The organism is Natronocella acetinitrilica (genome assembly GCF_024170285.1).
GTDB classification, from domain to species: Bacteria; Pseudomonadota; Gammaproteobacteria; order Nitrococcales; family Aquisalimonadaceae; genus Natronocella; species Natronocella acetinitrilica.
Genome location: NZ_JALJXV010000008.1, coordinates 1 through 11,434, shown reverse-complemented (window position 1 = coordinate 11,434; position 11,434 = coordinate 1). Strand labels below are relative to the sequence as shown.

Sequence of the window (11,434 nt, the reverse complement as noted above, 5' to 3'; positions counted from 1 at the left end):
ACGAGCCCCCAGGGATGGGTTCACGGCGTGTCTTCGAGCGGCGCACCCGCCCCCCGTTCCCGGACGCCGCCATCCAGGCCATCAACCGATTTCGTGGTTGCTCATTTTCTCGATGGCGCGCACCAGGGCGGAGTGATCCCAGTCCTCGCCGCCATTGGCATTGCAGACGCTGAACATCTGCTGGGCGATGGCGGTGTTGGGCAGGGCGACGCCGAGCTCCTTGGCGCCGGACAGCGCCAGGTTGAGATCCTTCTGGTGCAGGCGAACACGGAAGCCCGGATCGAAGGTGCGCTTGATCATGCGCTCGCCATGGACTTCAAGAATCTTCGACGAGGCAAAGCCACCCATGAGCGCGGAGCGCACCTTGGCGGGATCGGCGCCAGCCTTGGATGCGAATGTCAGGGCTTCGGCAACAGCCTGGATGTTGAGCGCCACGATGATCTGGTTCGCGACCTTGCAGGTCTGGCCATCACCGTTGCCACCCACCAGGGTGATGTTCTTGCCCATCAGTTCGAAGAGCGGTTTGATCTTGTCGAAGGTTGCCTGCTCGCCACCCACCATGATGGTAAGAGCCGCGTTCTTGGCGCCCACTTCCCCGCCGGAGACCGGCGCATCCAGGTACTGGCCACCCTTGTCGTTGATTCGCTTGGCGAACTCCTTGGTGGCCATGGGCGAGATGGAACTCATGTCCACCACCACCTTGCCTTTGCTCAACCCCTCGGCAATGCCGTCGGCACCGAAAAGCACCGCTTCAACCTGCGGGGTATCGGGAACAATGGTGATGATGATGTCCGCAGCCTCGGCCACGGCCTTGGGCGTCGGCAACTCCTTCATGCCGGCATCCACCAACTCTTTCGGTGCGGCCTTGTGGTGCGTGCTGGTGAACAGTTCATGTCCGGCCGCGATGAGATGCCCCGCCATGGGTGCGCCCATGATGCCAAGACCAATGAATCCGATTTTACTCATGCCTGATAGTCCTCCAGTTCGAATTATGCTTTTCGGCGCTTTTCAGTCGTCCCGCGGTAGCCAAGCCAATCCCTCCGTGGTCCCGGCAGCGGGTTTGTACTCACATCCGATCCACCCCTGGTAGCCGATACGATCCAGGTGGGAAAACAGGAACGGATAGTTGATCTCTCCCGTGCCCGGTTCGTGACGTCCCGGGTTGTCGGCAATCTGCACATGAGCGATGCGAGGCAGATGCGCTTCCAGCGTATGGGCGAGATCCCCTTCCATGATCTGCATGTGATAGACATCGTACTGCAAACGCAGGTTATCCGACCCCACTTCATCCATGATGTCCAGCGCCTGCCGCGTACCATTGAGGAAGAAACCCGGAATATCCCGGGTATTGATGGGCTCGATCAGCAGGCGGATACCGGCCTTCTCCAGGACACCCGCCGCATGCCGCAGGTTGTCCACAAAGGTCGCCCGGGCATGCTCCTCCGTCAGCCCCTCGGGTGCAACACCCGCGAGGCAGTTCACCTGGCCACAGCCCAGGGTGGTGGCATATTCCACGGCAAGCTCCACCCCTTCACGGAACTCTGTCTGGCGATCCGGGTGACAGGCGATACCCCGCTCGCCGGCTTCCCAGTCGCCCGCCGGGAGATTGTGCAGGACCTGGGTGAGGTTGAATGTGCGCAGGCGGCGCGCCAGTTCGTCGGCGCTCCAGGCGTAGGGAAACAGGTACTCGACGCCACGGAAGCCGGCCCTCGCGGCGGCTTCGAAGCGTTCGGCGAAGTCCAGTTCATTGAACAGCATGGACAGATTGGCGGCGAATTTCGGCATGGGCACTCCTCTTGTTCTTTTGACTGATCGCAGGCCTCGACTAGGACAGGCGTTATAGCGACCCTACCGCATCAAGGGAAGCCCCGGGGCCATTCATGCGGCTGGCATTTGCCTGACACCGCGGAGATAGGTGGCCGTAATGTGGCGGTCATCTCCCAGGGTAAACAGGGCAAACAGGCGCTCCTCGATTGTCGTGGCGGCCCTGTCCCGCCGGCCGGTGAGCGGTGTGGCCGCGGGGTTGACGACGATGAAATCCGCCTCCATGCCCGGGTCGAAGCCACCGATACGGTCATCCAGGTATAGTGCACTGGCCCCGGCCCGGGTGCAGAGGTGGAGCATGGTGGCAGCGGACAGTGGCTGACCGTGCAGCGCAGACACCTTGTAGGCCTCCGCCGCCGTGCGCAGCATCGAGAAACTGGTGCCACCACCAACGTCCGTGGCCAGCCCCACCCGCATCCCCGCCTCACGGGCCTGGGCATAGTCGAACAGGCCACTCCCAAGGAACAGGTTTGAAGTGGGGCAGAAGGCAGCAGCCGCGCCCTGCTCCGCCATGCGCCGGCGGTCGTCGTCGTCCAGATGAATGCAGTGCGCAAAGACGGATCGTTCCCGCACCAGACCGTAGCGATCGTAGACGTCGAGGTAGCTTCGCTCATCGGGAAACAGCGCCCTCACCCAGGCCACCTCGGAGCTGTTCTCCGCCACATGGGTGTGTACGAACGTCTCCGGGTAGGCCCGGGCAAGGCGACCCGTGGCAGCAAGCTGCGCCTCACTGGAGGTCGGCGCAAAGCGCGGTGTTATTGCGTAAAGCAGCCGCCCCTGCCCGTGCCAGCGCTCGATCAGCGCCTGGCTGTCCCGGTAGCCCGACTCAGCGGTATCGAGAAGATTGTCCGGCGCATGGCGGTCCATCAGCACCTTGCCCGCGGCGATGCGCATGTCCCGGGCGGCGGCAGCGGCAAAAATGGCGTCCACGGACTGGGCATGGACCGTACCCAACACCAGGGCCGTGGTGGTGCCGTTGCGCAGCAATTCATCGATGAAAAATGCCGCCGTCTCCGCGGCGACTTCCGCATCGCCAAACGCGGCCTCCGCCGGGAAAGTGTAGCGATTCAGCCATTCCAGCAACTGTTCACCGTAACTGGCGATGATGTCCGTCTGGGGATAGTGGATGTGCGTGTCGATCAGCCCCGGCAGGATCATCGACCCCGAGTGATCCTCGACCGGCAGGTCTTTAAGGTCAGAACGCAGCAGCGTCGTCGCCGGACCGATGCGCTGCACGTGGCCGTCGTCCACCAGCATGACGCCATCGTCGAAGGTCTCCAGCGTCGGCTGCCCACCCGCTTCACGGGGGCAGTGCACAATGGTGCCGCGAACAAGGTAAGCCATGACCACTCCGGATAACCGCGAGACCTTACGCGCCGACACTATCCCCGACTACACTGGCGCACAAGCCTCCGCTTCCCAAAGGCACCGACCATGCAGATCGAATTCTTTTTTGACACCGTAAGCCCCTACAGTTACGTGGCCGCATCACAGGTACCGGCGCTGGAGAGGCGCACTGGTGCAACGGTTCGCTGGCGGCCCTTTTTTCTCGGTGGACTGTTCAAGACCATCGGCAATCGCGCGCCCCTGGAACTGCCTGCCAAGGCGCGCTATCTCTGGCACGACCTGGAGCGCCTGGCCCGCTTTCATGGCATTGCGCTGCGCAAGCCCGACAACTTTCCTTTCAACAGCCTGACGGCACAACGCGCACTGGCGGCAATGGATGACGACGCCTGCCGCGCGGCGGCGCAGCAATTATTTCAGGCCCGTTGGGCCGAGGGGCGGCCTATCGACGAGGAGCAGTCGCTCACCGGCATACTGGGATCGGAAGCCCTGGCTGGTGCGGGCACGGCGGGCGCCAGGGATGCACTGAAGGCGAATACGGAGGAAGCTGCAGAACGCGGCGCCTTCGGTGCCCCGACCTTTTTCATCGGCGACGCGCTTTTCTTCGGCTGTGACCGACTGCATATCATCGAGGCGGAACTACTCGCCGGACGCTGACCCCGCATCCACCGGCCCCCAGGCCTTGGGCATGAAGCTGTGCAGCCAGACCGTGGGTGTCTCGCGATCGTAGATCAGCTGCCCCAGGCCGATAACCTGATCGCGGAAGCGTACGATCACATGCCCCGGCCCACTGCAGCGCAGCAGCTGGTCCGGCTCCATCACGGCTGTCTCGCGGCGCTGGTACAAGCCCAGCTGCCCGGCATCGAGGTCCACCACGTTGCGACTTGCATGGTGCCCCAACAGCAGCACGGCGGCGGTGGTGGGTTTCAGTGGCAGGCTCTTGCGCCGGACCATTGGCAGACCGAGCACATCCGGCGCCGGCGCCTGGGGCGCCTGGTGATCACTGGAGATCGCATGAATATGGCGGCCGCCGCGCCGCACGAGCTGCAAACCGTCCCACACCGCGCTGGACATGCCGAAACGTTCGGAAAAGGGCTGTTTCCATTCGTCCGGGGCTGCCGCCGGCCGAAAGAATGCCGCTGCCTCATCCGGGCCCGGCGCAGTTGCTGCCTTGTCCAGAACAACCACGAAGAATCCACCGCTGTCATTGTGGTGGGGCCAGATGCGGGCGGCACCAACAAGGACCGGATCGAAGGATTGATCCCCCCAATGCAGTAGCCCCGGTGCATGGTTGAGACCGGGAATCCGAATGGGCCGGACTTGCAGGCTGCCGGGATGGGCCCGCAACACTGCGTCCACGACGGCTTCGTTCTCCTCCGGAGAGAAGGTGCAGGTGGAATAGACGATTCGACCGCCTGGCCGGGTCAGTGACACCGCCCTAGTGAGAAGGCGTTGCTGGATGCGCGCGGTGCGCTGCCGGACATCATCGGCAACAATCTGCGGCACTCGACTCTTGCGGAAGGTCCCCTCGCAGGTGCAGGGGGCATCCACCAGGACGCGATCAAAACCACCGGCGCGGGCATGCAACCCCTGGCCATCACGCACCGTGACCGAGACATTCACCAGGCCCAGGCGTTTGGTGGTCTGGCGAATGGCGGGAATGCGGCCCCTGCTGCTGTCGTTGGCAACCACCGTACCCCGGTTAGCCATGGCGACGGCGATCTGTGCGGTCTTGTTGCCGGGAGCGGCGCAAAGGTCGAGCACCCGATCACCGGGCTGTGGATCGAGACAGGTTACGGGCACCATGGAGACCTCTTCCTGCACCTGGAACAGGCCTGCAAAAAAGCCCCAGTGCAGTCCGGGCCGGGCCTCGGCGTCGAGCCGCAGGCCCTGATCCCACCAGGGCAGCGCGGTGCTCGCGAGGCCGTCCTCCCGCAGCAGTTCTGCCAGTCTTTCCCGACTGATGCGCAGGCGATTGGCCCACAGCGTTTGTGGCAAGGGGCGGCGTAACGCGGCAAACAGGGCATCCGCATCGTCGATGATGGTCGCGTAGCGGGAGAAGATTCGCTCAGCGAGGGCTTCCCGATCCGGGAACCGGGCCCGGGGATCAAGCGGCCTGGTCATGGGCGCGGGGACTTTGCTCCAGGGTTGATCGACTGTTGCCCATGGGCACGCCGACGGTGTCATCTTCCTCGAATTCCTCGGCGGCATTCTCGCCCTGGCCGAGAAACACATCCCGATAGGAGGTGTACATCACCGCGCCGAAGAACGGAATCATCACCAGGCCGAGCCAGCCCACGGTCAGGAAGAGCACGCCAAGGGTGATGACCAGCACCCCGGACAGGCCCAGCATGGGTACCGGGTTGAGGGGGTACGCTTTGGCACTGACCACCATGGAGGGCGGCAGCGGCGGGCTGTGCAGGACCATCATTGGCAGCAGAAACCATTGGCCAAAAGCCAGCAACAGCAGGAGCCCGGCCAGCAGCGCCAGGCCAAGCAGTATGCCCGGCACGAGGATCGGCCCAACCAGTGTCATTCGCAGGGGCTCGGCGGCCGGCAGCCCGTCGCTGCCGATGGGGCTCCACAGGCCTAGACCCTGTACAACGGTCTGAAAGCTCCCGGCCAGGGGCTGCAGCATCAGCTCCAGCCCTGTCTGCAGGGAGAAAAGCGCCGCCGCCACACCCAGAGCCAGCACGCAGTGAGTATTCTCCGGCAACAGGTCGGCTATCCGCCGGCGCTTGCTCTCGTCAGCTGCCGCCGCAAGGCGAATGAATACAGTCAATCCCAGCATGGCGAGGAAGAAGAAAACGAACGAGCGCAACACACCAAAGGAAATTCGATGGGTGAGATAGAACAGCACCAGTAATGCAACTGCCCAGCACAGCGTCTGGCCGGGGCGCCGGCGCAGCAGCGCATACGCTTCCGTGAGCCAGCGTAGCCAGGCATCCGGCTCGGTTTCCCTTGGCCCCAGGGCGGGCATGTGCGTCTCCTGCGCAAGACTTTGGCGATAGACCGGCGATTGAAACCCAGATGACGGTCGCCGTCAAAGCGCATCGCTTCCGGAGGCACCCTCCCGGGCATGATCCAGCCAGTCCACGAAACGCGCCCGGGTCTGCGCATCGTTGAAGCTCTGGATATGACCGGTCTGCGGCAGCAGCCAGAGCTCGCTGGGATCGTTAGCCGCGTCGTGCAGACGCTGCGAATGATGGGGCGGCACGATCCAGTCGTCTTCCCCGGCGATCAGCAACAACGGCACCGGCGCGATGCGATGCACCCGGGTCAACGGTGAGTAGCGATTGGATATGGTCAGCGACAACGGCCACTGCAGCGGCCAGGTCAGCCACAGTTCACCGAACTTCTCCCTGGCGATGCCCCGGTAGCTACTGAAGGCGCTATCCGCCACGACACCGGCGAGGTCTGAGCCCAGTTCGGACTCCGCCGCCACGGTGAGCGCAACCGCGCCGCCAAGGCTCTGCCCGAGCAATATCGTCGGCAATCCGTAGTCCGCACCCCGCCCCAGCAACCAACGCAGCGCAGCCTCGCTATCGCGATGGATACCGGAGACATCGGCACTGCCTTCGGAGAGACCGAACCCCCGATAATCCAGCAGCAGCACCTCGTAGCCGTGCTCCGGTAACCAGTACACGGAAGCCAGGTGCGTGCTGATGTTCTCGGCATTGCCGTGCAGAAACAGAACCTGACCACGGACCTCCGATTCCTCCACGGGTAGCAGCCAGGCGTGCAGCGCCACCCCGTCGGCGGACTCAAGCCAGACATCCTCGTAGGCAATGCCGGCGGTGGCCGGATCCCAGCGGTGGCCGGATTCCGGCTGCAGGAACAGGCCGGTACACCCAGCAAGCCCCAGGACAAGCAATGCGCAGAGCAGACTCCGGAACACGTCAGAAATACCCGTAGAGCGTCATGCGCAAGCTGGTCTCGGTAGAATCGAAGTCCTGCTCGCGGGAGACGCCGAGGCGCAGTGAAGCCTGCTCGCCCAGAGTGGTGGACTGCGCGAGGTCAAGCCGCCAGGCGCTGGATGACGTGTCAGTGTAAGCCTGGCCGATGGCGGTCGCCCGCCAGCGCAGGCGTTCGCCACCGAGAAACAGGTCCAGCCGCGGCCCCGCGCCGGCGCGGGCCTTGTCGGGCAGGCGTTCGCTGGCCCAGGCATCGACCTCCACCCCGGCCATTGCGCTAACCGGGGCCGACCAGGGTTGCCAGGCGTAGCCGCCGCCCCCCGCCACGCCACCCATCAGGGAGCGTCTGGCGGCCGGCCTGAGACGTTGCTCGAAGCCGCCACGTATCCGCCATGACCAGTTGCGGAAGAACTGATCCCGGGGCGCGATGGATTCGATGTCCACAAACATCAGGCGCTCCAGCAGGGGGCGATCCCGTTCCATGTCATAGCGCAGTTCGAGATCACCGTAGGCGATGTGCGCACCCGGAATATAACCCGCCGGCGGATCAAGGAAATCGTGATAAGCCGGACGCCAATGGAGGCCAACAAAGTTGCCATCGCCACGCCGACCGCCACCAAGCCCCATGCGCAAGGTGCCATGCCCCTCGTCAGGCCGAACCGCAGGAGTTTCTACGTCAACGGGCTCGGTTCGGCGGGCAAGCTGACTGCGGACCAAAAGCAATTCACGCATGCGCTCGCGCTCGTCGGCGTCCGTCTGGCCACGGCTGTGCTGGAAATGCAGATACCCGTAGGCCGTCTCCACCAACTCGGCCAGCGCTACCTCATCCAACGTGTCCAGCGGCGCATCGCCTGCCTCCAGCCGGCTCTGCGCGAGGCCCAGCGTCCGATCCTGCGCCTCGGCGTCGAGCCGCGCCAGGCGCTGCTCCAGCACCGTGCGTTCCGCCGGGCGATAAACCACCTCGGCAAACAAGCCCTCTTCCTCCAGTACAACACGTACCGTATCGGTAGGAATGGCGTACCAGTTGAAGCGATCGGACAGCGCCATGCCGGGGCGGGCCACGTCAAGCAACCCCAGCAGCCGGTAGGAACAGTTCTGGTAAAGAAAGAAATACGGGAATGCGACGCCCTGGAGTTCCCAGGTGTGCATCAGCAGCCGCTCGACCTCTTCGGGGGTCAGGTCCAGCTCGTATTCCCAGAGATCGCGATTCTCCAACGCGTTGTATTCCCGCACCTTCTCGTAGTACGGCATAATGGAGAAAAGGCCCGGATAACCACCGGTCAGGCCACGCACCGCAAAAACAAAACCGCTGCTCTCATCCGTGGCGGCAGCATGGTTGATCACGTAGGACAGCAGGCGGCTGCTCCCAGGCTCCTGCTCCTGATCCAGCCGCAACAGGGTATGGCCGAACATGGAGGCCGGGTTGTTCAGATACGCGGCTGCAAAGATCAGTGTGACCCGATGGGGATTGATGGCATCCCGCCAGGCTTCATACTGCTCGCACACTGGTTGAGGCAGCGCGTTGCCGTCCCAGTCAAGACGGTCTTCTAGCCACCGAAAGCGAGCGGGGAAGCGGCACTGGGGATGCTGGGCGCCCTCCTCCACGGCGTCCAGCGGAAGAAAGAAGGCAGCCAGGGTGGCATCAAGCTCGGCCTGCGGGTCTCGCCAACCCGCCTCGGCGTTGAAGAATGCCGTGGTCCGGGTTGCACTCCGTCGCCCGGGCAGAAAACGCCGCTCGCGGTAGTGCAGCAGGTCCTGCCATTCCCGGGTTTGGGATAGCCTGGCCTCACGGGCCTGGATCTGGAGGGTTTCGAGAGGGGTGGCCCCCGCCGTGCCACTGATGGCGGCAAGCACCAGCAGTAGCAGGCCGACGGGCGTCAGGAGGCGCCAGGTCATGCGTGCTATCCAGTCAAAGCAAACGGCGCCGGAAAGGCGCCGTTTGCAAGCAAGAGTCTATCCGTTACGCGCTGTAGCGTACCAGGCGCTCATCACGCCGCAGCGTTTCGTCAATGGCAGAAATCACGTCTTCCGCAGTGACGTCGGCGCTGGGGAAGATATTGCCGTAGTTGCTCTGCAGAGCCGTGAAGAAATGCTCCCGGTCGTCGGCTTCGATGCCCATCAGATCAGCCAGCACGTCCAGTGACTCACCAGAGCCGATGGACATGTCGCGGGCGATCATGTCGATGTTTGAACCGGTGTACATGCCCAGCGCCGCCGAGGAACGGATGACGCCGTCCTGCTCGCAGCCCAGGGTGCCGGAGGTGATGCCGAAGGTCTGGTTACCGGAGGTGCCGTTGGTGGTCACTGCCAGGACCTGGGGGAAAATGCCCTGCTGCCCATCCCACAACATGCTGCCGAGGCCACAGCCGGTGCTGTCGGCGGCTGCATTCATGCTGAAGGGCGCCACTGCGCCGGCCAATGCGATTGCGATGAGTTTCCGTTTCATAAGTGATGACTCCTGACTGTTGCTTGTTACGTCCATGGCCCGGATCTGGTACCGGAAGAATCACGCTCTCGTGGAACGTGCGGGTGCGGCAATGCTTCTTGTTGCTATAAAGCAACAATGTTGCACCTCCACAACAGAGGATAGTCGATTTTGATAACTCTGCTCGATAATAATAAGAATGATTTTCAATTGTATTTATCGATTAAAACCTCTCATACTATAGACACAACCAATGAGAGGCCGGCCATGAGAGATTTCATCAAGACTTTGACCTTCGCAGTTACCCATATGGTGGTGGCATTCGCTGTGGTCTTTGCCCTGACCGGCAGCATGATCATTGGTGGACTGGTCGCCCTGATCGAACCCCTGGCGAACACCGTCGCGTACTTTCTGCACGAAAAAATCTGGAGACGAATCCCGGAGACTGCATGATCGACACGCTCACCGCACTGACCGACGGCATTCCACTGTTTTACATCGCGGCGGGTGCCGCCCTGATCGCGGGGCTTGCCACCTGCCTCGGCGCCATCCCGGTGTTCTTCCTGCGGCAGCTCTCACCCCGCCTTGAAACGGCGATGATGAGCTTTGGCGCAGGCGTCATGCTCGCCGCCACGTTTTTCTCCCTGATCGATCCCGGCCTGCGCATTGCAGGTGATCTGACTGAAACGCTCGTGGCACCACCGCTGTGGATCGGTTTGGCCATGCTGCTCGGCGCCGGGCTCTTCCTCGCTGCTGATCGTTACCTGCCCCATGAGCACTTCATCAGCGGACCTGACGGCGTGACGGTGGATCACTCCCGGTTGCGCAAGGTCTGGCTGTTCGTGATCGCCATCGCCATCCATAACTTTCCGGAGGGGCTGTCAGTCGGGATTGGTTTTGCCGGGGATGATTTCGGCAACGGGATCGCGATTACCACCGGGATCAGCCTCCAGAACCTCCCGGAAGGGCTGGTCGTGGCTGTAGCACTGCTTAGCGTGGGTTACAGCCGCCTGCAGGCATTCAGCGCTGCAGCCCTGACCGGCCTGGTCATGTCACTGGGCGGTATCGTTGGCGCCGCCTTCATCGGCCTGGCCGGCAGCGCCCTCATGCCCTGGGCGCTGGGTTTCGCAGCGGGTGCCATGCTGTTCGTCATCATCGACGAGATCATTCCCGAGACCCACCGGCGGGGCTTCGAACGCGAGGCCAACCTGGGATTCATGGTGGGCTTTATCCTGATGATGTTCCTCGACCTGACTCTGGATTAGCAGCAACAGCACTTCGCCTCGGTTCAGCCTGCTGAGCCTGTCAATCGGCAGGCTGGAAGGCAAAGGGCGCGGCCGGTTCGAATGCCGCCGAGACTTCGCCCGACATGACCCGTTCCATGTCCACGCCCAGATCCAGCTTGACCACGTCGCTGCCCTTGGAAAAGTCGAGGTTGTCCAGATCGACCCAGAACACGCTGGGCGAGATCACGGATTCGAAGTAATAGCGCCGGTCCTTGTGGTCCGCGACCACCCGCCATCGTGTGGTGGACAGGTTCGGCGCGTCCGCCACGCTGATGCCCCATGGGACCGATGCCTGCCGGATTACGCTGAATACCGAGGCAGCCGCGATGCGGGGATCAGCGCTTTGCGTCACTGCATTGATGTAGAAATGGGCCCTGACAAACCGATCCGAAGCACGCACCGTTCCCGGGAGGAACTCTCGCGGGTTCACGTTCTGCCAGTACTCCAGAACCGCAAGTTGCCGGTCATAGGTCGGCTCGTTGGTCATGACCTGATAGGACCGATCGTGCCAGATGGTCATCTCGCCCTCGACAAACTCGATGACAGTGTCGCCTTCCCCGAAAATTGGTCCATTGAAAACTGGAGGTCTCCGGGCAGACTAAGCCCAAGGAGGCCCAGATGCGCAAGAGCAGATTCTCAGA

General features: G+C 63.0%; 12 protein-coding genes. 3 read left to right on the top strand and 9 right to left on the bottom strand.

The features are described from left to right. Positions 1–81: 81 nt before the first annotated feature. The 3 genes from glxR to guaD form a co-directional block, all read right to left on the bottom strand. Positions 82–966, bottom strand: a complete 885-nt coding sequence (gene glxR / locus J2T57_RS15780; RefSeq protein WP_253480639.1) for a 2-hydroxy-3-oxopropionate reductase — start codon at positions 964–966, stop codon at positions 82–84. Between the two features lie 42 nt (positions 967–1,008). Beyond that, positions 1,009–1,785: a hydroxypyruvate isomerase gene (gene hyi, locus J2T57_RS15775; RefSeq protein ID WP_253480637.1), complete on the bottom strand. Its 777-nt coding sequence runs from the start codon at positions 1,783–1,785 to the stop codon at positions 1,009–1,011. A 93-nt stretch (positions 1,786–1,878) separates the two neighbouring features. Then, a complete protein-coding gene (gene guaD, locus J2T57_RS15770; protein ID WP_253480635.1) occupies positions 1,879–3,168 on the bottom strand; it encodes a guanine deaminase in 1,290 nt (429 codons plus the stop codon). A gap of 90 nt (positions 3,169–3,258) precedes the next feature. Between guaD and J2T57_RS15765 the strand changes: the two genes are divergently transcribed. Further along, a complete protein-coding gene (locus J2T57_RS15765; protein WP_253480633.1) occupies positions 3,259–3,825 on the top strand; it encodes a 2-hydroxychromene-2-carboxylate isomerase in 567 nt (188 codons plus the stop codon). Here J2T57_RS15765 and J2T57_RS15760 read toward each other — a convergent pair. From J2T57_RS15760 to J2T57_RS15740, 5 genes are all read right to left on the bottom strand, one after another. After that, a complete protein-coding gene (locus J2T57_RS15760; protein ID WP_253480630.1) occupies positions 3,808–5,292 on the bottom strand; it encodes an RsmB/NOP family class I SAM-dependent RNA methyltransferase in 1,485 nt (494 codons plus the stop codon). The two genes, J2T57_RS15765 and J2T57_RS15760, sit on opposite strands and share 18 nt — an antisense overlap. Further along, positions 5,276–6,148: a hypothetical protein gene (locus J2T57_RS15755; RefSeq protein ID WP_253480627.1), complete on the bottom strand. Its 873-nt coding sequence runs from the start codon at positions 6,146–6,148 to the stop codon at positions 5,276–5,278. Before J2T57_RS15755 ends, J2T57_RS15760 begins: the two co-directional genes overlap by 17 nt. A 63-nt stretch (positions 6,149–6,211) precedes the next feature. Further along, positions 6,212–7,066 carry an alpha/beta hydrolase gene (locus J2T57_RS15750; protein ID WP_253480624.1) on the bottom strand — a complete coding sequence of 285 codons (855 nt, stop codon included), beginning with the start codon at positions 7,064–7,066 and terminating at the stop codon, positions 6,212–6,214. A gap of 1 nt (position 7,067) precedes the next feature. Next, on the bottom strand, positions 7,068–8,978 hold the full coding sequence (locus tag J2T57_RS15745; protein WP_253480620.1) for an Lnb N-terminal periplasmic domain-containing protein: 1,911 nt from the start codon (positions 8,976–8,978) through the stop codon (positions 7,068–7,070). Between the two features lie 64 nt (positions 8,979–9,042). Continuing rightward, the gene (locus J2T57_RS15740; protein WP_253480617.1) at positions 9,043–9,528 is read right to left on the bottom strand and encodes a DUF3015 domain-containing protein; all 486 of its coding nucleotides are present in this window, start codon (positions 9,526–9,528) and stop codon (positions 9,043–9,045) included. Between the two features lie 246 nt (positions 9,529–9,774). Between J2T57_RS15740 and J2T57_RS15735 the strand changes: the two genes are divergently transcribed. Both J2T57_RS15735 and J2T57_RS15730 read left to right on the top strand, forming a co-directional pair. Further along, entirely contained in the window at positions 9,775–9,960 is a 186-nt protein-coding gene (locus J2T57_RS15735; RefSeq protein WP_253480614.1) for a DUF2061 domain-containing protein, read from the top strand. Then, entirely contained in the window at positions 9,957–10,772 is an 816-nt protein-coding gene (locus J2T57_RS15730; protein WP_253480611.1) for a ZIP family metal transporter, read from the top strand. Before J2T57_RS15735 ends, J2T57_RS15730 begins: the two co-directional genes overlap by 4 nt. A gap of 40 nt (positions 10,773–10,812) precedes the next feature. Here J2T57_RS15730 and J2T57_RS15725 read toward each other — a convergent pair whose 3' ends face one another. Beyond that, positions 10,813–11,334, bottom strand: coding sequence for a linear amide C-N hydrolase (locus tag J2T57_RS15725; protein WP_366519125.1), 522 nt, complete (start codon positions 11,332–11,334; stop codon positions 10,813–10,815). Between the last annotated feature and the right edge of the window lie 100 nt (positions 11,335–11,434).

Coding starts and splice junctions, on each gene's coding strand:
- glxR (WP_253480639.1), bottom strand. CDS start 966: ATGAGTAAAATCGGATTCATTGGTCTTGGCATCATGGGCGCACCCATG.
- hyi (WP_253480637.1), bottom strand. CDS start 1,785: ATGCCGAAATTCGCCGCCAATCTGTCCATGCTGTTCAATGAACTGGAC.
- guaD (WP_253480635.1), bottom strand. CDS start 3,168: ATGGCTTACCTTGTTCGCGGCACCATTGTGCACTGCCCCCGTGAAGCG.
- J2T57_RS15765 (WP_253480633.1), top strand. CDS start 3,259: ATGCAGATCGAATTCTTTTTTGACACCGTAAGCCCCTACAGTTACGTG.
- J2T57_RS15760 (WP_253480630.1), bottom strand. CDS start 5,292: ATGACCAGGCCGCTTGATCCCCGGGCCCGGTTCCCGGATCGGGAAGCC.
- J2T57_RS15755 (WP_253480627.1), bottom strand. CDS start 6,148: ATGCCCGCCCTGGGGCCAAGGGAAACCGAGCCGGATGCCTGGCTACGC.
- J2T57_RS15745 (WP_253480620.1), bottom strand. CDS start 8,978: ATGACCTGGCGCCTCCTGACGCCCGTCGGCCTGCTACTGCTGGTGCTT.
- J2T57_RS15740 (WP_253480617.1), bottom strand. CDS start 9,528: ATGAAACGGAAACTCATCGCAATCGCATTGGCCGGCGCAGTGGCGCCC.
- J2T57_RS15735 (WP_253480614.1), top strand. CDS start 9,775: ATGAGAGATTTCATCAAGACTTTGACCTTCGCAGTTACCCATATGGTG.
- J2T57_RS15730 (WP_253480611.1), top strand. CDS start 9,957: ATGATCGACACGCTCACCGCACTGACCGACGGCATTCCACTGTTTTAC.